Source organism: Streptomyces sp. NPDC051684 (assembly GCF_044453445.1).
Taxonomy (GTDB): Bacteria; Actinomycetota; Actinomycetes; order Streptomycetales; family Streptomycetaceae; genus Streptomyces.
In genome coordinates this window covers 1-19,323 of the sequence record NZ_JBITCS010000033.1, presented here as the reverse complement: position 1 = coordinate 19,323, position 19,323 = coordinate 1, and the positions used below count along the sequence as shown (strand labels likewise).

At 69.9% G+C, this 19,323-nt stretch carries 23 protein-coding genes and 3 pseudogenes; 11 read left to right on the top strand and 15 right to left on the bottom strand.

The features are described from left to right. Positions 1-8 precede the first annotated feature (8 nt). Positions 9-491, top strand: coding sequence for a MarR family transcriptional regulator (locus ACIA8D_RS31720; RefSeq protein WP_399237592.1), 483 nt, complete (start codon positions 9-11; stop codon positions 489-491). A gap of 331 nt (positions 492-822) precedes the next feature. Here the strand turns inward: ACIA8D_RS31720 and ACIA8D_RS31715 are convergent, their stop codons facing one another. The 3 genes from ACIA8D_RS31715 to ACIA8D_RS31705 form a co-directional block, all read right to left on the bottom strand. Then, positions 823-1,041, bottom strand: a complete 219-nt coding sequence (locus ACIA8D_RS31715) for a hypothetical protein (protein ID WP_399237591.1) — start codon at positions 1,039-1,041, stop codon at positions 823-825. Between the two features lie 137 nt (positions 1,042-1,178). Further along, positions 1,179-1,352 (bottom strand): CsbD family protein, encoded by a 174-nt coding sequence (locus ACIA8D_RS31710; RefSeq protein WP_399237590.1) that lies wholly within the window; start codon positions 1,350-1,352, stop codon positions 1,179-1,181. Between the two features lie 176 nt (positions 1,353-1,528). After that, a complete protein-coding gene (locus tag ACIA8D_RS31705; protein WP_399237588.1) occupies positions 1,529-2,374 on the bottom strand; it encodes a DUF1206 domain-containing protein in 846 nt (281 codons plus the stop codon). 212 nt (positions 2,375-2,586) lie between these two features. Between ACIA8D_RS31705 and ACIA8D_RS31700 the strand changes: the two genes are divergently transcribed. Further along, positions 2,587-3,090 (top strand): MarR family winged helix-turn-helix transcriptional regulator, encoded by a 504-nt coding sequence (locus tag ACIA8D_RS31700; RefSeq protein WP_399237676.1) that lies wholly within the window; start codon positions 2,587-2,589, stop codon positions 3,088-3,090. 123 nt (positions 3,091-3,213) lie between these two features. Beyond that, positions 3,214-3,621 (top strand): hypothetical protein, encoded by a 408-nt coding sequence (locus ACIA8D_RS31695; RefSeq protein ID WP_399237587.1) that lies wholly within the window; start codon positions 3,214-3,216, stop codon positions 3,619-3,621. Positions 3,622-3,647: 26 nt separating this feature from the next. Here ACIA8D_RS31695 and ACIA8D_RS31690 read toward each other — a convergent pair whose 3' ends face one another. Beyond that, the gene (locus ACIA8D_RS31690) at positions 3,648-4,220 is read right to left on the bottom strand and encodes a TetR/AcrR family transcriptional regulator (RefSeq protein WP_399237586.1); all 573 of its coding nucleotides are present in this window, start codon (positions 4,218-4,220) and stop codon (positions 3,648-3,650) included. Positions 4,221-4,335: 115 nt separating this feature from the next. Here ACIA8D_RS31690 and ACIA8D_RS31685 point away from each other — a divergent pair, with 115 nt between their 5' ends. The 3 genes from ACIA8D_RS31685 to ACIA8D_RS31675 all read left to right on the top strand — a co-directional run bounded on the left by ACIA8D_RS31685 (position 4,336) and on the right by ACIA8D_RS31675 (position 6,276). Next, a complete protein-coding gene (locus tag ACIA8D_RS31685) occupies positions 4,336-5,349 on the top strand; it encodes an NADP-dependent oxidoreductase (RefSeq protein ID WP_399237584.1) in 1,014 nt (337 codons plus the stop codon). 178 nt (positions 5,350-5,527) lie between these two features. Next, the gene (locus tag ACIA8D_RS31680) at positions 5,528-5,941 is read left to right on the top strand and encodes an SsgA family sporulation/cell division regulator (protein WP_399237583.1); all 414 of its coding nucleotides are present in this window, start codon (positions 5,528-5,530) and stop codon (positions 5,939-5,941) included. Next, on the top strand, positions 5,938-6,276 hold the full coding sequence (locus ACIA8D_RS31675; RefSeq protein WP_399237582.1) for a helix-turn-helix domain-containing protein: 339 nt from the start codon (positions 5,938-5,940) through the stop codon (positions 6,274-6,276). The genes ACIA8D_RS31680 and ACIA8D_RS31675 overlap by 4 nt, the downstream gene beginning before the upstream one ends. On the opposite strand, the gene ACIA8D_RS31670 is transcribed toward ACIA8D_RS31675, so the two are convergent. The 4 genes and pseudogenes from ACIA8D_RS31670 to ACIA8D_RS31655 all read right to left on the bottom strand — a co-directional run bounded on the left by ACIA8D_RS31670 (position 6,191) and on the right by ACIA8D_RS31655 (position 9,939). Continuing rightward, on the bottom strand, positions 6,191-7,477 hold the full coding sequence (locus ACIA8D_RS31670; RefSeq protein WP_399237675.1) for a BCCT family transporter: 1,287 nt from the start codon (positions 7,475-7,477) through the stop codon (positions 6,191-6,193). The genes ACIA8D_RS31675 and ACIA8D_RS31670 overlap by 86 nt on opposite strands. A 73-nt stretch (positions 7,478-7,550) precedes the next feature. Next, positions 7,551-7,655: pseudogene (locus ACIA8D_RS31665) on the bottom strand (CoA ester lyase); the annotation flags it as partial. Further along, a pseudogene (locus tag ACIA8D_RS31660) lies at positions 7,652-8,828 on the bottom strand (CaiB/BaiF CoA transferase family protein). The pseudogenes ACIA8D_RS31660 and ACIA8D_RS31665, both read right to left, overlap by 4 nt. A gap of 64 nt (positions 8,829-8,892) precedes the next feature. Further along, entirely contained in the window at positions 8,893-9,939 is a 1,047-nt protein-coding gene (locus tag ACIA8D_RS31655) for a GntP family permease (RefSeq protein WP_399237581.1), read from the bottom strand. Positions 9,940-10,647: 708 nt separating this feature from the next. On the opposite strand from ACIA8D_RS31655, the gene ACIA8D_RS31650 reads away from it, so the two are divergent. The 3 genes and pseudogenes from ACIA8D_RS31650 to ACIA8D_RS31640 all read left to right on the top strand — a co-directional run. Further along, the gene (locus ACIA8D_RS31650; protein WP_399237580.1) at positions 10,648-11,541 is read left to right on the top strand and encodes a DUF6192 family protein; all 894 of its coding nucleotides are present in this window, start codon (positions 10,648-10,650) and stop codon (positions 11,539-11,541) included. A gap of 3 nt (positions 11,542-11,544) precedes the next feature. Beyond that, positions 11,545-11,970 carry a hypothetical protein gene (locus tag ACIA8D_RS31645; RefSeq protein WP_399237579.1) on the top strand — a complete coding sequence of 142 codons (426 nt, stop codon included), beginning with the start codon at positions 11,545-11,547 and terminating at the stop codon, positions 11,968-11,970. Between the two features lie 13 nt (positions 11,971-11,983). Beyond that, positions 11,984-12,608, top strand: a pseudogene (locus ACIA8D_RS31640) (transposase); the annotation flags it as partial. 41 nt (positions 12,609-12,649) lie between these two features. Here the strand turns inward: ACIA8D_RS31640 and ACIA8D_RS31635 are convergent. From ACIA8D_RS31635 to ACIA8D_RS31610, 6 genes are all read right to left on the bottom strand, one after another. Continuing rightward, complete coding sequence (locus tag ACIA8D_RS31635; protein WP_399237578.1) at positions 12,650-13,042, bottom strand: nuclear transport factor 2 family protein; 393 nt, start codon at positions 13,040-13,042, stop codon at positions 12,650-12,652. Between the two features lie 122 nt (positions 13,043-13,164). Continuing rightward, a complete protein-coding gene (locus ACIA8D_RS31630) occupies positions 13,165-14,142 on the bottom strand; it encodes an AraC family transcriptional regulator (protein ID WP_399237577.1) in 978 nt (325 codons plus the stop codon). A gap of 9 nt (positions 14,143-14,151) precedes the next feature. Further along, entirely contained in the window at positions 14,152-14,559 is a 408-nt protein-coding gene (locus ACIA8D_RS31625; RefSeq protein WP_399237576.1) for a hypothetical protein, read from the bottom strand. A 96-nt stretch (positions 14,560-14,655) separates the two neighbouring features. Then, complete coding sequence (locus ACIA8D_RS31620; RefSeq protein ID WP_399237575.1) at positions 14,656-15,087, bottom strand: cytidine deaminase; 432 nt, start codon at positions 15,085-15,087, stop codon at positions 14,656-14,658. A gap of 236 nt (positions 15,088-15,323) precedes the next feature. After that, positions 15,324-15,665 carry a hypothetical protein gene (locus ACIA8D_RS31615; protein ID WP_399237574.1) on the bottom strand — a complete coding sequence of 114 codons (342 nt, stop codon included), beginning with the start codon at positions 15,663-15,665 and terminating at the stop codon, positions 15,324-15,326. Positions 15,666-15,683: 18 nt separating this feature from the next. After that, positions 15,684-16,454: a class I SAM-dependent methyltransferase gene (locus tag ACIA8D_RS31610; protein WP_399237573.1), complete on the bottom strand. Its 771-nt coding sequence runs from the start codon at positions 16,452-16,454 to the stop codon at positions 15,684-15,686. 293 nt (positions 16,455-16,747) lie between these two features. Here ACIA8D_RS31610 and ACIA8D_RS31605 point away from each other — a divergent pair, with 293 nt between their 5' ends. Further along, positions 16,748-17,167 carry a molybdopterin-binding protein gene (locus ACIA8D_RS31605; RefSeq protein ID WP_399237572.1) on the top strand — a complete coding sequence of 140 codons (420 nt, stop codon included), beginning with the start codon at positions 16,748-16,750 and terminating at the stop codon, positions 17,165-17,167. A gap of 386 nt (positions 17,168-17,553) precedes the next feature. Here the strand turns inward: ACIA8D_RS31605 and ACIA8D_RS31600 are convergent, their stop codons facing one another. After that, positions 17,554-18,282, bottom strand: coding sequence for a TetR/AcrR family transcriptional regulator (locus tag ACIA8D_RS31600; RefSeq protein ID WP_399237571.1), 729 nt, complete (start codon positions 18,280-18,282; stop codon positions 17,554-17,556). 89 nt (positions 18,283-18,371) lie between these two features. On the opposite strand from ACIA8D_RS31600, the gene ACIA8D_RS31595 reads away from it, so the two are divergent. Beyond that, positions 18,372-19,232, top strand: coding sequence for an SDR family oxidoreductase (locus tag ACIA8D_RS31595; protein WP_399237570.1), 861 nt, complete (start codon positions 18,372-18,374; stop codon positions 19,230-19,232). The last annotated feature ends 91 nt before the right edge of the window (positions 19,233-19,323 follow it).

Below are 19,323 nucleotides of genomic sequence, written 5' to 3'. Positions count from 1 at the left end.
TTGGTCGTGTGGATGGAGTCGAGCTGTTCCTGCTGGGGCGTGCCCTGATGAAGATCGGCGAGGAAGCCCTGCCCGAGCCCCCGGGCGGGGCCGCGCGGTATGCGGGCAGTGCCCGCATGGTCCTGGTCGTGGCCAGCGACATCGCCGCTCATCGCGATACCACTGTCGGCGAGATCGCCGCCCGCACCGGCCTGCCGCAGAGTCAGGTGTCCACGGCCGTCGCCCGGCTCAAGGAAGCCGGATCGGTACAGACGTCGCCCGATCCCGCCGACCGGCGCCGCATGTTGGTGCGCGCGAACCCTGGGGTCTCACCACGTGTGGCGCAGGTCCGTGCCGTCGGCGTCGAGGATGCGGTCACCGCGGCCCTGGCATCCGATGATCCCCGGCGGATGACCGAGGTCATGGAAGCGTTGGAGGTGCTGGCTCGCAACTTCACGCCGCAGCCGGACCCGTCACGAGCGCAGTCTTCGCGTTCCGGACCGGCGGCGTAGGCCGACCATTTCGCCCCGTTGACCTTGTCCGCCTTGGGCGCGAGCGAGCCGGTAGGACTCGACGAGGGTGGCGTGAAGGCGAGACGGTCGACGAACGCCGCGTAGAACCGTGGGTCGGTGAATCTTGGACCAGCCAGTGAACGCCTTGTCGGACGCGATCGCGGTGCTGTTCTTCTCCTCCCGAGGTCAGCCCCCCGTACCAGGCGCCGGTGGACGCCGTACATCAACGAAACCTGTATGCGAAGCGGCAGACAGCGCCTGCACCAGACCAAAAGGATCGGGCGTTACGAACGCGGCCGCGCCGGGGAGCGGCCGGAGGCGGTACGCACTCCTACGGCATCTCGACGGTCTGTGCCGCGTCGACCAGGCGCCGCAGTTCCTGCTCGGTCCAGCCGGTCAGCTGCGAGACATGCGTCCAGTCCTCCGTCGTCGCCTCGCTCGACCGAAGGACCGCTGCCGCCTCGGCCTCGAGATCCGTGCGGGCCGCGTCGAGTGCGGCGACGGCGTCCTGGTAACGCTGCAGCGCGAGTTCCAACTTGGGTTCGTCCATCGCCGCATTGTGCACCAATGGGGCGTCGGGCGGACACCGCACGAGGGCGCGGGGACGGTCGGGACACGGCCGTCCCCGCGCCAAGGTCCGTGTACGAGGTGGGCCCAGTGCTTGCTCAGTGCTTGCTCAGTGCCTGCTCATTGGTTGCCGAAGTCCTTCGCCGACTCCTTGCCCTGCCGGGCCGACCCCATGGCCTTGGCCGCACGGCCCTTGGCGGTGAGGCGTTCGTTGCCGACGGCGCGTCCCGTAGCCTCCATGACGGCGCCCGCTGTCCGCTCCGCCTGTGCCTTGGCCTTCTCACTCGCGGTCATGCTGTTCACCATCCGTTCCTTCTCTCGCGGTTCCTGCGATCGCAGGTACTGACCTTCGCGTGGCCGCTCCGGAGCCGTCTAAACGTCTCCGCCCCCTGGCGCGTCAGGAGTGCACGCGGCGCGACATCCGGCGTTTCCCGTGAACTGCCGACCCAGGGTCTCGTGCTGATGCCCCGTCAGACCTTGCGCCACCTGGCGTTGACCCAGGAGAAGAGCCCGAAGGCGACGAGCCCCACGGCGATCAGGATGAGCAGCCACGGACCGGCCGGAGTGTCGGTGAAGGAGCGCAACGTGTCATCCATGCCCTTGGCCCGGCCGGGCTCGTGCCGTACGGCCGCGGTGACGGCGAAGACACCCGCGACGGTGAAGACCACGCCGCGGGCGGCGCCGCCGGACACGCCAAGGAAGTCGACGAACTTGCGGGCCCGGGAGGGGATTTCGGACATCTTCAGGTGCTTGTGGAACTTGCGCAGGAGCGCCCGTACGGCGATCCACACGCCGGCCGCGGCGACGGCGAGCCCGGCGGCGCCGACGATCCACTGGCCGTGCGGCCATTCCAGCACCTTCGCCGTGACGTCCTTGGAACTCTTGTCGGAACTGCCGCCGCTCGACTTCTCCCCGGCCGCGAAGGACAGCACGGAGTACGCGACGAAGCCGTAGAAGACGCAGCGGCCGGCGGCCATCGCCCGCTTGCCCGCCTTCCGCCCGTCCGGGCCTGCCTGACCGAAGGCCGCCTCGGACAGCCGCCACACGGCCATTCCGGCCACGGCGATGCCGAGCAGCCAGAGCAGGGCCATGCCGAAGGGTTTCTCGGCGATCTCCGCGACCGCGCCACCGCGGTCCGCCTGCTTGCCGCCTCCGCCGTCGACAAAGGAGATGCGCAGAGCGAGGAAACCGATGAGGAGGTAGATGACCCCGCGCCCGAGGAAGCCCGCTCGCGCCGCCACCGCGATCGCGGGGCTCTTCGCCGCGCTTCGAGCCCGTCCGAGGCCGAGTTTCGTCGCCGATCCACTAGCTGCCATGCCAGCCGAATGCCCCCGGTTCGCCACTCAACTCCTGCCGGGGGCAGTCGTCTTGGTGCACACGGTCCCACCAACCACGGGGGTGCGCACCGGCCCCATCGGCGTTTGCGGGTCCTCGGAAAGCAGACCGGTCCTCACGCGCGAAGGCGACGTCACCCGAGAAGGCGCGGTAAAAAGGGGGCATGTCGAAGCGCAGCGCCTCTCCCGAGGGCATGGACGACGTCGCCGCGGTCACCCGCGCCGTGCTGACGGCTTCGCGGCTGCTCGTCGCCGTGTCGGCGAGGTCGCTCGCGGAGGTCGAGGACCGGGTGACCTTGCCGCAGTTCCGCATGCTGGTGGTCCTCTCGACGCGCGGCGCGACCAAACTCGTGACTCTCGCCGAGCTGTTGCACGTGGCACCGTCGACCGCCATGCGCATGGTGGACCGATTGATCGCCGCCGGACTCGCGGACCGCCAGATCAACCCGGACAACCGGCGCGAGACGCTGTTGCAGCTGACCGGCGAGGGCAGGCTCATCGTGGAGAACGTGACCGTGCGACGCCGCCAGGAGATCGCCGGGATCGTCGAACGCCTCACTCCTGAGCACCGGGCCTCGCTCGTCGATGCGCTGACCGCGTTCAACGAGGCTGGGGGCGAACCTCCCGTCCCGGAGGCCGCCGGCACCGATCTGCACCCGCTGGGCTGGGCCGATCTGCCGTCGGGACGCGGCGCCTGACCCGCCATCACTTACGCCGCATCGCTTCCGATTCCTTACGTTTGCGCAATTCAAACGTCTCAGGCGTTGCACCGTGCAAAGATGAACCGGTCAGGTGCCCGACTCTCCACCAGGCAGGGCCAGATGAGACAGCTACCCGCCCTCTGGTTCGTCCTCAGCGTGGCGTGCGCGCTGTGCAAGGTGCAGGTGGCCCGCCTGGAGTTCGCGCCGCCCGGCGTGGTCCCGGTCAGCTGGTACTCCTGGGGACCAGAGCCCCGCGCGTTCTACGAGCATGTGCGCATCCCCGGCTCGTGGTGGCTCATCGTCGAGAGCGACGCGTACGAGAACGGCGTCGGGGAGAACCTCGGTACAGCCGACGTCGATCGTCTTCGCACAGCGTTCCGCTATCCACGCACCTACGCGCAGGTGCACGGCGCGGACCTCAAGGGCGACGCCGGGTTCTGTCCCGACTGCGACGTCCCCTATTGCGCTCAACACTGGCGCGGCATCGGCTCCCTTGGCGCCCAGTGCCCCCGGGGCCACGCGCGCTGAGGACGCGGCCTGTCGGCAACGGGGGCTCACCGTTCACTGATGCCCGCCCCGCCAACACGCGTCAGCACAGCCCCCGTCACGAGGTCGAAGAGGTGGTCGGCGCGAGGCGCGAGGGTGGGTTGGTCGCCGACCCACGCGAGCATGGCGATCAGGGCGAAGAGGTCGTCGCCGTCGAGGTCCTTGCGGGCCGCGCCCGCTGCCTGGGCCCGGGTGAGGAGTCGTGCACCGGCCGCGCGCAGGGTGACGCACGAGGCGTGGAGGGCGGATTCGGGGTCCTCGATGGCCGCCGCCATCAGGACCGTCACTCCTCGGTACTCGGTCGTCCAGGCGACGCAGTCGCGCACCCATGAGACGAGAGCCTCCTCGGCCGTGTGCGCCGCCTCGAACTCGCTCGCCCTGGTCGTCAGGTCGCCGAAGCTCGCGTGGAGCAGGCCCTCCAGGAGCGCCTCGCGCGTCGGGAAGTGCCGCAGCAGCGTCGCGAGCCCGACACCTGCCCTGCGCGCGATGTCGCGCATCGACACGTCGATGCCCTGCTCGGCCACGACGGGCCCAGCCACGTCGAGCAGATGGTCGCGGTTTCTCTGCGCGTCGGCTCGCATCGGTCTCCTCGCTTGACCAAACGGTTCACTGATCCATATATTCGGATCAGTGAATCACTTATGTGGTTCGCTGATCCGAATAAGCGTATACCGTGCCGCGAGCAGGAGGAACACGATGCCGATCCGCACGATGAAAGCGATCCAGCTGCACGAGTTCGGCGGCCCCGAGGTGCTGCGTCACGATGAGGTCGCCGTTCCCGAACCGGCTTCGGGCGAGGTGCTCGTCCGCGTGCGGGCGGTCGGCCTCAATCCGCCCGACTGGTACGTACGCGAGGGCATGCCCGGCATCCCGCCCAAGTTCAGGCCCCCGTTCGACCTGCCCCTGATCCCGGGGACCGACATCTCGGGGGTCGTGGAGGCCGTCGCCGCCGATGTCTCCGGCTTCGCAGCCGGGGACGAGGTCGTGGGACTGCTGCGCTTCCCCGTCCTGATGCAGAGCGGCGCGTACGCCGAGTACGTCACCGCCCCCGCATCCGACCTCGCACCCAAGCCGGCCACCGTCGACCACACGCACGCTGCCGCCCTGCCCATGTCGGGACTGACGGCGTGGCAGTACCTGATCGACGTCGGGCACGACCACCCCTCGCCCTTCCAGGAGGCCGGGCACCGCCCCGTGTCACTGGGGAGCGACACCACGGTGCTCATCAACGGGGCCGGCGGCGGCGTCGGCCACCTCGCCCTGCAACTGGCCAAGTGGAAGGGGGTCCGCGTCATCGCGGTGGCCTCCGGCGCCCACGAGACCTTCCTCCGCGACCTCGGCGCCGACGAGTACATCGACTACACCAAGCAGCGCCCCGAGGACGTCGTCCGCGACGTCGACCTCGTACTGGACGCCGTCGGCGGCCCCGCCAGCCGACGGTTCCTGCCCACGCTCAAGCGCGGCGGCGCGCTCTTCCCAGTGTACTTCGGCGAGTTCGACGACGAGGAGAACGCGAGGCTGGACGTCACCGTGTCCGGCACGCAGGTACGAGCGAACGGCGCTCAGCTCGCGGAGTTGGGGCGCCTGATGGACGCAGGCACGCTCCGCGTCGCCATCGACAGCACGTTCCCGCTCGCGGACGCCCAAGCGGCACACAAGCGCGCCACCCAGGGGCACATCCAGGGCAAGATCGTGCTCACGGTGCCTTGAGCCTGCGAGCGTAACGACGGCCACGCGACGCACCGCACCGATCCACCCCCACGACTTGTGACGCAGGTCATATCAAATGACCGTCACGAACCGCGTAATGCCCCGCCCTATGGGTGCTCTCACGTCGCAAGGGCCACACCCGCCCTTGTAACCCCAGACGTCCCATCGGAGCCCCCTCATGAACATCACACTGGAGCTCTCCACCAGTGCGGTCCTCGTCACCATGGACGGGCAACTGCCCGTTCCGGTGAACCTCCGCTACACCTCGTCCGACCCCCTCGCCGTCCACTTCGACTTCCCGGCGCGCGTCACGACCGACGGCGAGGACTCGACGTGGACCTTCGCCCGCACCCTGCTCACGGAAGGGCTCGCCGGCCCCGCCGGGGTGGGCTGTGTGCGGGTCGCGCCGCGCGGATCCTCGTACACCGTCGTCGAACTCCACTCCGAACTCGGCGTGGCCATGCTCCGCTTCGACACCAAGGTCCTGCACCGCTTCCTGTCCCGCACTCACAGGGTGGTCGCCCTCGGCGCGGAGACCGTGGCACCGGAACTGGACCGCGGGCTGGCGGCGGTCTACGGGGGCCGGGCGTGACGGACGACTTCGTGGACACGCAGGAGATCGACATCGTGCGGCCCGGGCGGCACACACATCCGGCGGCGCACACCTACCTCCTGGGGCGGCGCCTGCGGGAGATCCGCCAGGAGCAGGGAGTGCCCCTCGGGCAGGCGGCCGCCGCCGCGGGGGTCTCCCGACTGTGGGCGGCCCAGATCGAGGGCGGCGAGACACTCGACCTGGAGACGATGGGGCACTACGCGAAGGCGCTCGGCGCCCGGATCACCGTCACCGTGGAGCACGAACCCGGTGCCGACCGGCCCACGGGCTTGTCCGCCGTACCCACGCAGCCGCAGTGCGGGCCGGCGACATGAGCACGGCCGCGTTACGTCGTGGCGGCCGGGCCCGGGGGACCCGGCCACGGACGGCGGTGGTGCAGGGCGCGCCCTGCACCTCGTCCCGGAACGGACTGGCCTTCGGGTCCTCGCATTCGGGGACCCGTTCGTGCTTCGGCTCGGAGAGCGTGACGCGGTCGAGCGACATCTGACGGTCGTCCGCGTACAGCGCGCGCACCAGGCCGTAACACATCACGATCATGACCAGGCTGAACGGCAGCGCGGTCGTGATCGAGGCGGTCTGCAGCGCCACGAGGCCACCGGATCCGGCGAGCAGCAGGACGGCCGCGACGGCTCCCTCCAGGACGGACCAGAACACCCGCTGGATCTTCGGGGCGTCGACCTTGCCTCCCGAGGTCAGCAGGTCGATGACCAGTCCTGCCGAGTCCGAGGACGTGACGAAGTACAGGGCCACGAGCGCGGTCACGGTCTTGGCGAGGGGCAGCTCGTCGAGCAGGCCGAACAGGGCGATCGCGGGGTCCTGCGCCACCTTCTCCGACAGCTTTCCGCCGGTCGCCGCGTCGACGGAGAAGGCGGTGTTCCCGAAGACGGCGAGCCACAAGAACGTGAGGGCGGCGGGGACGAGCATCACGCCGAAGACGAATTCACGGATGGTGCGCCCACGCGATACCCGGGCGATGAACATGCCCACGAACGGCGCCCAGCTGACCCACCATCCCCAGTAGAAAATGGTCCATGACGCCTGCCATCCGGAATGCGCCCCGGAGTCCGTCCACAGCGTCGTCTGCGGCAACGTCTGGACGTAGTCGCAGACTTGCTGCACGAAACTCGACAACACATCGATCGTGGGCCCCGCGAACAGGACGAACGTCATGACGACGAGGCTGAAGCAGAGATTGGTGACCGACAGGCGGAGCATTCCCTTGTCGATTCCCGACAGGAGGGAGAAGGTGGCGACCAGCGTAATGGCGGCGATCAGTACCAATTCGACGGTGGTCGACTGCGGCAGGATGTTGAGGCTGGCGAGGCCCGCGTTCACCTGGAGGACTCCGAACGCCAGGGAGGTGGCGACGCCGAACATCGTCCCGAAGACGGCCAGGGTGTCGACCGCGTCTCCGGTGCGTCCGTGAATGCGCTTGCCGAGCAGCGGATACAGCGAGCTGCGGATCGACAACGGCAGGTCGTGCCGGTAGGCGAAGTAGGCGAGGGACAGGCCCACGACGATGTAGATCGCCCAGGCGGGCGGCCGCCTTGTCGCCCGCCGCCACGGCGTCCTCCAGGTCGATGAGAACTGCGTCGGCACCGCTGGTGACCGCCTTCGCGAACCGGTCGGGGCGGGAGGCCGGTACGAACAGCCACGTCACGGCCGTGGCCAGCGGGTCCGCAGAGCCGGTCATACGGCGCCCCGGGCGGCGAGTTCGTCGATCTCGGTGGCGGTCAGGCCGACCTCGGCGAGGATGCTGCGGGTGTGCTCGCCGAGGCCGGGCACCGGGTCCATGCGCGGGGTGTCGTCGACCAGCCCCGGCGGGGCCAGCGCGGGGATCGGCCCGGCCGGGGTCCCCACTTGGTGCCAGCGGTCGCGGGCGGTCAGCTGCGGGTGCTCCCACACCTCGGCCAGCGAGTTGACCCTGGCGTGCGCGACCGGGACGGCGGCGAGGAGGTCGACGGCCTCGGCGGCGGTGAGTTCGGCGAACCGCGCCGCGATGATCGCGCCCAGGGCCTCGCGGTGCGCGTTGCGGGCGGCGTTGCCCGCGTAGTCGGGGTGCGTCGCCAGCGCCGGTTGCCCCAGGAAGCGTTCGCAGAAGGCCGCCCACTCGCGCTCGTTCTGGATGCACATCATGACGACCTTGCCGTCGCCGGCGGTGAAGGGGCCGTACGGATAGATGGTCGCGTGCGCCGCGCCCGCACGCGGCGGCGGCTCGGCGCCGTCGTACGCGTAGTACAGCGGGAAGCCCAGCCACTCCACCGTGGCCTCCAGCATCGACACGTCGACATGTACGCCCTCGCCGGTGCGGGCCCGCTCCAGCAGGGCCGCGAGGACCTCGCTATAGGCGTACATCCCGGCGGCGATGTCGGACACGGAGATGCCCACCTTCGCCATCTCCTCGGCGCTGCCGGTCACGGAGAGGAGTCCGGCTTCGCTCTGCACCATCAGGTCGTACGCCTTGGCGGTGGCGTACGGGCCGGGGGGCGCCGTAGCCGGAGATGTCACAGACGATCAGGCGGGGGTGGGCCGCGTGCAGTTCGGCCCAGCCGAGACCGGCCCGCTCGGCCGCGCCGGGCGCCAGGTTCTGCACGAAGACGTCGGCGTCCGCGAGGAGCCGGTGCAGCACGTCCATGCCCTGCGGGTCCTTGATGTCGAGGGTGAGCGATTCCTTGTTGCGGTTGACCCACACGAAGTGCGAGCTGAGTCCGCGCACGCGGCTGTCGTACGCACGGGCGAAGTCGCCCGCGCCGGGCCGTTCCACCTTGATCACGCGGGCGCCGAGGTCGGCGAGCTGTCGGGTGGCGTACGGAGCGGCGATGGCCTGCTCGAGCGAGACGACGGTGATGTCGCGGAGGGGTTGCATGTGCTTGTTTCTTTCGTACGTGCTTGTGGGGCTGCCTGGTTGCTGCCGGCGCGGCGCGCGGGTCTCACACCACGAAGCTCACGGCGACGACGAGTACCAGCGAGACGACCGAAGCCATCGCGGTCACGAAGGTGAGGGCCTTGAGCGCGCCCCGGGTGGTCACCCCGAGGAGCGGCTGGAACATCCAGAAGAAGTTGCTGTTGACCTGTAGGGCGAAGAGCGAGCCGGAGCCGATCGCCAGGGCGAGCACCGCGGGTGGCACGGCGAGGTCTCCCATGATCGGGGCGATGATCCCCGCCGCGGCGATGGCGGCGACGCCGATCGAGCCGATGGCCAGGTGCAGCAGCGCCGCGATGAGCCACACCAGCAGGATCGTCACCACAGTGGACATGCCCGCGTCAGCGGAGAAGATCCCCGAGAGCACCTTGTCGAGGCCGGTCTTGCCGATGACGGCTCCGAGCGATCCGCCCACGCCGGTGACGAGCAGGATCTGCCCGGTGCTGTGGAAGCCTTCGGTCACCGCCTGCTCCACCCTCTCGCCCGTGAGCACCCGCTTCGCCAGGGCGTACGCGCCGACCAGTCCCGCGAAGAGCGCGAACGCGGGGTTACCCAGGAAGGCGAGCAGATCCGAGGTCACGCCCGCGGCGTCGGCGATGGCGCCAGTGGCGATGAGCAGCAGCGGAACGAGGATCGGGAGCAGGGAGAGATACAGCGGCGGCAGCGGACGGCGGGCCCCCGGGTGGTCGTTCTCGGATACGTCAGGTACGGCCACGGCGTCGGTGTCAGCGGCCCGTTCGCCCACTGCATCCTCGGCGTCGGGCACTTCGTCGGTCGCCGGGTTCCACAGGCCGCGGCGCAGCAGCCGACCGTACAGGAACGTGGTCAGCAGCGCGGCGAGCGGGCCGAGGACGAAGCCGTACACCAGCATCGTGCCGAGCGGCACATGCAGGAGACCGGCGACCGCCAGGGTGCCGAGGCCCGGCACGACGAACACGTAGCCGACGAGGATTCCGGCGCTCAGGGCGCCGCCCATCATCGGCAGTCCGTAGCGCCCCATGCGGGGCGCGGCCGACGTGGCGAGCGGGGCGGCGAGGACGAGTTGGACGTCCACGTAGATCGACGGGAAGACGGCGCTCAGTAGCTGTCTTTCATCTCTGGCCGTGAGGTGCGTACGGCTGGATGATCTGTGGTGTGGGGGCTGGCGGGACGACTCGGCGGTATTGCCGGGAGTGTGGTGATCCGTTGCCGGTGACGATGGCGGCGGCCGCGGTGTTCTGCTCAAGTCGGTGCAGGTCGCGGCGGTGGCGGAGGATGCGGCGGACGCGGTTGCGGGTGGCCGCGATTCAGCGGGGTGAGCAGGCGGTGTGTCCGGTGTGCGGGCGGTCGTGGACGGTGGGGGTGGAGCGGTCGAGGGCGGCGGTGTACTGCTCGGACCGTTGCCGGGTACGGGCCTGCCGTCAGCGGCGGGCGTCGCGATTTGGTGTTGCGGAAACGCCGTAGGCGAACGCCTCGCAGATCCTTTCAACACCCCCTGTTTGGCATGGGAGTTGGAATTTTCAGGCGGGTGCTTCCAATACCCCCTTCTTGTGCTCTGTCTGCGCCGGGCGGCCTCGCGCGAGGGTGGCCGGTGACCGGGGCCGGTGCCCTGTGACCGGTCGCCTCGTGGGCGGCCGGGCCGGGCCCGGTGAGGGCGGTGGTCGTCATGACCGAGGTGACGGACCGGGTGGGGAACGTCACCCGGCAGCGTTACGAACAGCTCGTGGCCCAGGCCAAGGAACTGATCGCATAGGTCGCCCGCGCCCAGTTCGCCCTGGGCGACATGGCGTTGGAGATCGAGCCGATGCGCCCGGTGGGCGGGTCGATGCCCAACGGCACGGATGACCTGTTCACCGTCGAGGAGTCGCTGCAGATCTTCGCCGACGATGTTGGTGTCGAGCGGAAAACCGTTGTGGACTGGCGCTATACCGCCAACCGGTGGCCCAAGGACAAGCGTAAGGAGGGGGTGTCGTTCACCGTGCACCGCATCCTGGCCTCGGTCGCGGACGAAGACGAGCGGTGGGCAGCGATCGAGGATGCGCCGTTCAACCCGCGCACCGGAGCGAGGCAGTGGACGCCGGACGGCGCCAAGCGCGTGGTCGGCCAGCGGGTCGACCGCCCGGTCACGCTGGATGAGAAGGTCGCGGCCGTCGCTGATCTGACCCGGGACGATGAGGTCGCCGCCCAGGTCGCCACCGACCTTTTGAGGCGGCCCAAGGTGACCGAGCACGTCACCCCGGCCGAGAGGATGCGGGTGGTCACCGAGCTGACCCGCGACGACGACACCGCCCAGGAAGTCACCCGTGACCTGCTGCGCCGACCGGCGGTGGCCCGCTCCACGATGCGCGACGACACCACCCGGATGCTGGTGAACCGCGCTCAGTTCGACAACACCGCCGAGAGCCGCGAGAAGATCCGTGACCGCGTCCCGGCCGTCCGCAAGATCGAGCACACCCTCGAGTACGTGGACCTCGTCGGTTCGTGCCACGGCTTCGTAGCCACCCTGGGGCGGCTGGTCCCCAAGATGCGCGGCCAGCAGTTCACCGACGACGAGCGCGACACGGTCCGGCGTCAACTGGCACGGGTCCGCGCTGCGGCCGACTGGTTGGAGAGCGCCCTCGACCACGGCGAGTTCACCCTGGACGAGCAGCTGACCCAGCTGCTCAAGGGCGAGTAGGCGATGGGCCGGCGTCCGTCGGCGCGGCCGCTGTCCGAGCACTACGGCGACCTGGTACGCGTCGCGCTGATGGAAGCACGGCCTGCGGGCCTGCACACCTACCAGCTCATGGTGGCCACGCGCATTACCCGCTCCCAGGTCGCCCGGGGAATCCGGCACCTGCGCGACGTCGGGGCGGCCGAGCACCTCACCCCGATCATCTGGCGGCGCAAGGACGGCTACATGTTCTCCGACGACCCCGCGGACTGGATCGAGTACGAGAAGAAGCAGCTGGCCCAGGTCCTGGGCCGGCTGACCCGGATGATCACGGGGACGCTCGCCCCCCACTTGGCCCGCTACCCCGATGACGACTGGGCCCAACTGGTCACCGACCAGCTCACCGGCGTCCGCTCCACCCTCGCCCAGCTCGCGAAGCCCTCCCGGTCCTGACCCGGGTCCCGTCATGCCGACCACTGTCCGTCACCGGCCTCGCCGCTATCCGTCCGACACCACCGTCGCCGAATGGGCCCTGCTCGAAGCCCTGCTGCCAGTCGAGGCATGCCGGACCAAGACCGGCGGCCATCCCGAGAAGTGGCCCCGCCGACAGATCGTCGACGCGATTCGTTACCTGGTCGACAACGGGGCGAAGTGGAGATCCCTGCCCGCGGACTTCCCGCCGTGGCAGACCGTCTACGGCTTCTTTGCCCGGTGGAACCGGGCTGGGGTGGTCACCTTCATTCGGGACCAGCTGCGGCGCGGCATCCGCACGGGCAAGGGCCGCTGCCCGTTCCCGGTGACGCTGATCGTCGATTCACAGTCGTTGAAGGCGGCTTCGACCGTCGGCCGGGACCTGCTGCCCGCCTGGACCGCAGGCCACCCCTGGATGACCCTGCGGCCCGTGCTCCGGCCCAAGGGAACTCGTGGCTTCGTCGTCCTGCCTCCGGTGGAAGGTCGAGCGGTCGATCGGCTGGATCATGAACGCCCGCCGGAACTGCCGCGATTACGAGCGACTTCCCCAGCACGCCGAAGCCCATCTGAACTGGGCGTTCATCACGCTCATGAGCCGGCGGCTGACCCGCAAGGGCCCCCGCGCCGACTGGACCAGCGCTTCCCGGTGATCCGGCGCCTCTCAGTGCTGGTCGGCGGGGAGGGGCATGATGTCGTCGTCGCCCCAGTGGGCTTCGAGGGCGAGGATCTTGCCGTGGTCGTCGAAGCTGATGACGTCGATGACCTTGACGCGCTTGGCTTCTTCGCCGAACCAGCAGTCGAGGGTGAAGGCCATCGCGGCCCGGTTGGTGTAGGTGGTGCGGATAGGTCCGTCCAGGGTGATCCGAATGACCTGTCCCTTGCCGGGCAGCATCTTCGCCCGGATCGCCTCGATGCCGACTGCTGCCTCGGTTCCGACCGGGTCCTCGGCCGTCGCCTCGTCTGCGTAGAGGGCCAGGACTCCCTCGACGTCGTCGGCGTTCCAGCAGTCCACGTACCGCTGCAGGACCTGCTTCTTGACCTGGTCAGTCAGCATGCGACCGTCTCCGTTCCATGTTGCGCGCCCCGGCCCGGCGGCCAGAGGCTCTGTGCCTCCAGCACACCCGGGATCGGCGGCCCCGGCCAGGTGCGCAACGCTCATGCACCTTCGTGATCGGCTCAGACCCGCCCCGGCGGCTGCCCGAACCCCCGCGGGGCCGGAGTCAGAGGGCGGGAGGTCGGGGAGTGGCCGCGCAGACGCTTGAACGCGGTGGCGAAGGAGGATTCGTCGCGGTAGCCGACCGCGCGGGCCACTGCTGCGACCGTGGTGTGCGGGTCGGCGAGGAGATCAGCGGCAAGCGTCATCCGCCAGTCCGCGAGGTAGGCCATCGGGCTCGTGCCCAACCGGTCGGCGAACCGCCGCGCCAGCGTCGACCGCGACACCCCGACCGTGTCCGCCAGCCGCGGCACCGTCCACGGCTCGGTCGGACACTCGTGCAGAGCCTGCAGAGCCGGACCCACCACCGGATCTGCCCGTGCCAGCCACCACCGTGGCGACACCGTGCCAGGACGGGCGAAGACAGCGCGGACCGCGCGGACCAGCACGAGATCCAGCAGCCGGTCCAGAACGGCCTGCTGGCCAGGCGCGTCCACGGCGGTCTCCTGCACGAGCAGGGAGAGCAACTCGGCGGGCAGCTCCTCCTGCCGCAGCAGCGTCACGGGCGGCAGGGCGGCCAGCAGCCGCTCACCCACATCGGCGGCCCACCCGTAGGAACCCGTCACGATCAACGACGTCCCCGCGTCCGAGGGATACCCACAAGTGCGGGTGCCGGTGACCGTCAGCCCCGGCACAGGACGCCCGGCCGCGTCCGTGTACCGGTCGGGGCCCGACACCACCAGATCGGGGACCGTACCCGCAAGGGGCGCGACCGTGTACGGTCCGGCGCCGGACAGCAGAACCGCCTCACCGGCCGCCACGATCACGGCGTCCTGACGTTCCAGGGCAACCGCGCAACCGCGCCGGACCACCGCAATCAACGTCAACGGGGCCGGAGCCTCCATCCGCACCCCCGTCTCGTCCGACTCTGCGGCCCAGCGCGCCAGCGCCGTCCCACGACCCCGCACACGAGACATCAGATCGGTCAACAGGTCATCCACCCCGCCAGCCTACGAGCCCACTACGCATTCCCGACAAACCGCACCCCACGCGAACCTGCGGCTCCACCCCACCAAGCGCCAACAGGAATACAAACAGCTACTCAAGGCGCCGGCGAGTGCGTAGGGAAGCTTGCCGGGTCCGAGGACGCGCAGCAGCTTCTCGACGAGTTTCTGCAGCGCCCCCATGGAGTTCAGCAGTGAGCCGAGCAGGACGCCGAAGCCGATCAGCAGCCCCACTTCGGCCATGATGTCGCCGAAGCCGTCGACGATCGTCTTGATGGTGCCCTCGAAACCGAGGCCGGTCGCGATGCCGAGATACAGCGAGCCGATGACCAGGGCGATCACCGGTTCCACCTTCGGCACGGGAATGAGCAGGACGACCACGAGGATGGCTGTCGCGGTGTGCAGTGCGGTCACGGGGTTTCCTCTCACCACGGCGTGAGTTCATGTGAGGGAAACACGATGCTCACGGCGGCGGAAGGCAGGAATCCGCGATGGGGGTATCAGGCGTCCTTATGGCGTGGGATCGGCGTGCGGCGGCGCGATCTGGTGATCCGCCCAAATGTAGCTTTCGGGAAGCAGGCCGGAGACGGGCACCATCCGGAGGCCGTCGTTCGTCCCGACGATGACGTTCAGCTCCGGGAAGTAGTCAAGAAGGACCTGGCGGCAGCGGCCGCACGGGGGCACCACGCCCCGGTCACGGTCGCCCACGGCGACCATGGTGTCCAGGTCATAGACGCCCTCGGCGGCAGCGGTCCCGATCAGGACCAGCTCAGCGCACGGTCCTCCGGTGAAGTGGTAGGCGTTCACCGCGGTGACGATCCGGCCGTCCCGGGCACGGGCCGCAGCCGCCATGGTGTGGTTGTCACCGCGGCAGCGTGTGGCCGCGACGTGCGCCGCTGCCTGGATCAGCTCGTGGTCGACGCGGTCGGGGTGTGTGGTCATCTCCTCAGTCTGACCGGCCTTGTAGCGGCCCTGCTTTCCTTCGTGGGTGATTCCACCTCAAGGGGAGGCTGCCGCAGGCCCGTTCACCTGCGGAGGCGGCCAGGACTTCCTCGATGGTGCGGGGGCGGCTGGGAGGGAACGTTCGGACCATGGCCGGGGAACTGAGCGCCATGGCGGCGGATTGATCCCGCGTACGCCCGGAGGCTCCCGCGAGGATCGTCAAGCGGTGGTCCTGATCAGTCGAGTCCTTGCTCGACCGCGATGACGTCCGTCTCGTAGCGGTCGATGATCTGCTGCGGGGTGCGGCCGGTGTTGCGGGCGAGGTCGTTGATCGCGGTGGTCGCCCAGTTCGCCACGGACAGGGCCAAGGCCATCAACTCGTCCTCACCGTAGGTGTTCTTGACGCCGAGCAGGTAGGCGAGGTTGACGTACGGGACGACGTGCGGGTCCCGGTCGTGGCCCGTGCCGGCGCGCAGCATGTCGATCGTCGTCCGGGTCGCCTCCGCGTGTTGCGGCATCAGCCGCTCTCGTTCGACCTGGACCTGCGCGATCATCTTGTGGCGTGCGAGTGGGTCCACCGTGGGCCCCTTTCCGGGTCAGGGAGTGGCACGCAGGAGGACGAGCGAGCCGTTGTAGGTCGGCCGGCCGCGCAGCTGGCCGAAGGCCTCGTCCCAGGCGCCCGAGCCCAATGCGCGACGCAGCGAGGTGTCGAAGTCCTGGCGGGCCCGGTCGTCGATGAAGCTCCACGCCGAACAGGCCTGGCGGGCCGCGGGGTCGAGGAGCAGTTCGGGGCGGCCGTAGTACGCCTCGTTGAAGCCGTCGGTGCAGTCGAGCGGGATGGGGACGGGCTCGATGGAGACCGTGCCGCCGAGTGCCTCCGTCAGCGCGCCGAGCCGCGGATAGCGGCGGGCTTCGGTGTCGAGCACGTCGGGCGCGTAGTCGTAGAGCCAGAAGTCGCGTACGCGCAGGGGGTCGCAGGTGAGCAGGACGACGGGGCCGCTGGTGACGCGGCGCATTTCGCGCAGCCCGGCTTCGGCGTCGGACCACTGATGGACGCTGAACAGAGCCATGGAGGCGTCGAACTGCCCGTCGGCGAAGGGCAGGTGCTCGGCGACGGCGTCGACGGCGGTGGCGAGTTCGGCCGGTCGCTGGGCGCGCATGGCCAGGGAGGGCTCGACCGCCGTGACGGTGTGCGCGGCGGACTCGTAAGAGCCGGTGCCCGCGCCGACGTTGAGCACGTTGCGCGTGTCACCGAGGGCCTGGGCGATGGTGTGGGCGATGCGTACGTCGGGGCGGCGGTAGGAGACGTGGCCGGAGCCGATGGCGCCGTAGTCGACGTCACCGGCGCTGCCGTCGTGCGTGCGCATGACCATGGGTACCTCGCCCTGCGGGATAGAACCTGCCGGAGCAGCAGCATTTGCGCACCGAACTACGCCTTCCATCTTGCATCTGCGGCAATGTTTTCCATAGAGGGCTGGCGGATGCTTGGGGGAAGAGTCGAATTCCTGGGCAGCGAGCGGCCTCCACTTGGAGGTTGCACCGACGACTCGCGCCCAGTCGCCGCACCTTCGCCGGAAACCTGGCGCCCGGGCCGGGCTAAGGTGAACGGCACAGGCGGACGAAATCACCGCGAATCACCCCAGCACCGTGAGGCGTTCCCATGAGCCTGAGCATCCGCAACCAGATCCCTGGCACCGTCACCGCTGTCACCACAGGTGAGGCCATGGCCTCCGTGAAGGTCCGCCTCGACGGCGGCCAGAACCTCGTCTCCGCCATCACCGTCGACGCTGTCAAGGACCTCGGAATCAGCGAGGGTTCCGCGGTGAGCGCGCTGGTCAAGTCGACGGAGGTGGCGCTCACCACGGGCGCGGTGGAGGGTCTGTCCATCCGCAACCGGCTACCCGGAACAGTGCGCGACATCGCCGCGGGTACCGCGATGGCGACCGTCAAGGTGGACGTCGCGGGAGGCCAACTGACCGCCGCGATCACCAAGGAGGCCGTCACGGACCTCGGCCTGACCGTCGACTCCCCCGTCACCGCGCTCATCAAGGCGACCGAGGTGTCCCTCACCACGGGCTGACCGCGCGCGGGCACCCCTTGGCGCTCGGCGCGGCGGGACTCACGGTTCGTGGGTGACGCAGAGCAGTTCCGGGCTGAAGCGTCGTGGTCACACGGCCGGCAGCTTCGCCGTAGCAGGCCTCGAACCATGGACTGGCGACACGGCGGCGCCCTCCGCGGCGAGTGCCCTGGGCCACTGCCCCGCGCCGCAGCCGAGGTGCGGCACCGATCCGCGGGTCGTGCTCGTGCCGGTAGGGACTGCTGATCCGGTTCCAGAGCCCCCGGTTGGCGGGGGTGCTGTCCACGTGCCGCCTCCAGCACCGCCTGCCGGAGGCGGTCAACCCGGGCAGGACAGTGCCGGCCCTGTCGGCCACATGCCCCACACCGCAGAGGGTTGCTGACGTGGAATCAGGGCTGCTGCCCGCCGCCGTCCGCCGCCAGGCGCGTCAGCCACTCCCGCAGCAGCGCCTGCTCCGGCTCGCTCAACACCTCCGCCTTGTCGGTCAGCGCCGCCCGCAGCGCCCGGGCCGCCGGGGCTGGGCCGGCCTCGGTCGAGGAGAAGGTGGGTTCCGTGCGGGTGACCGCGGAGATCATGGATTCGCGCAGGACGGTAAGGAGCGCCGGATCGCGGCGCTCCGCCGGGGTGGCGTGCCACGTGATGACCGCGCCCTGCCCCGTGGCCTGGATGATCTGCGCGGCCAGCTCCTCGTCGACCCGCAGCCACCCTCCGGCCGCGAGCCGGCGCACCCGGCCGTGCAGAATCTCCAGACCAGCACGGTGAGCCACGTTCACCTCCCGACCCGTGCACCTGTTCATCACCGCGAACAGTTCGGGGCGCGAGACGCCGAACTCCACCACCATGTCCCAGCCGCGCCGCAGCTCCTCCACCGGATCCTCCGGCGCGGGGGCGAGCTGGGCCCGCTTGCTCTCCAGGAACTGCGCATAGCCGTGCTCGGCGACCGCCTCCAGGAGGCCCTCCTTGTCGCCGAAGAGGCGGTAGATCGCCGGCGGCTGCACCCCGGCCGCGGCGGCGACCGCGCGGGTGCTCACCGCGTCCGACCCTCCGGCCTCCAGCAGTTCCACCGCCGCTTCGACGATGCGGCGGCGGGGGCTCTCTGCGGTGTCACGGGTAGGCATGTATCGATGATAACGGCGTTTTGATTCCGGTGTTAGTTCCAGTGTTATCGTTGCGGTGATTCCGATGGAAACGACGTTCGGAGAATCCCGTGATCATCGTGACCGGAGCCACCGGCAAGCTCGGCCGCCGCATCGTCGAGCGCCTCTTGAAGCGCGTCCCCGCCGACCGCCTCGGCGTCAGCGTGCGCGATCCCCGCAAGGCCCAGGACCTCGCCGACCGCGGCGTGCGCGTACGGCAGGGCAGCTTCGACGACCCCGACTCCCTCGTGCACGCCTTCGAGGGCGCGGCCCAGGCGCTTCTCGTCTCCCTCGACCGCACGGGCGACGCGTGCGTCGCGGGCCACCGCACCGCCATCGACGCCGCCGTGAAGGCCGGCGTCGGGCGCATCCTCTACACCAGCCAGATGGGCGCCGCCCACGACTCGCGCTTCCAGCCGTGCCGCGACCACGCCCGCACCGAGGACCTGCTGCGCGCCACCGGTCTGCCGTGGACCTCGCTGCGCAACGGCTTCTACGCCGCCAGTGCCCTCCAGTTCCTGGAGCCCTCCCGCCACAGCGGCGACATGGGTCTGCCCGCGGACGGCCCCGTCGCCTGGACCGGACATGACGACCTCGCCGAGGCCACCGCCGCGATCCTCACCGACGAAGGCCGATTCGAAGGACCCACCCCTGCGCTCACCGGCCCCGCGGCGCTCGACTTCGACGCCGTCGCCGGGCTCGCGGCCCAGGCCGCGGGGCGCCCCTTCACCCGCACCGTCGTCCCCGACGACACCTTCCGCGAGCAGGCGCTGTCGCACGGCGTCCCGGCCCCGGCCGCCGACCTGATGCTGAGCGTCTTCGTGGCGGGGCGCGAGGGCGAGTTCAGCGCCGTCGACCCGACGCTCGCCGAGCTGATCGGCCGCGAGCCCGTCGGCTTCCGTACGCTGCTGGAGCACGCCTGGACCGACTAGGGCTTGTCGTTTGGATCAGGCCGGATCAGGGAGCGGGGCCTGGTGCGTACGATCGCAAGGCGGAGGAGGGAGGCGACGCGGAGCGTCGTCG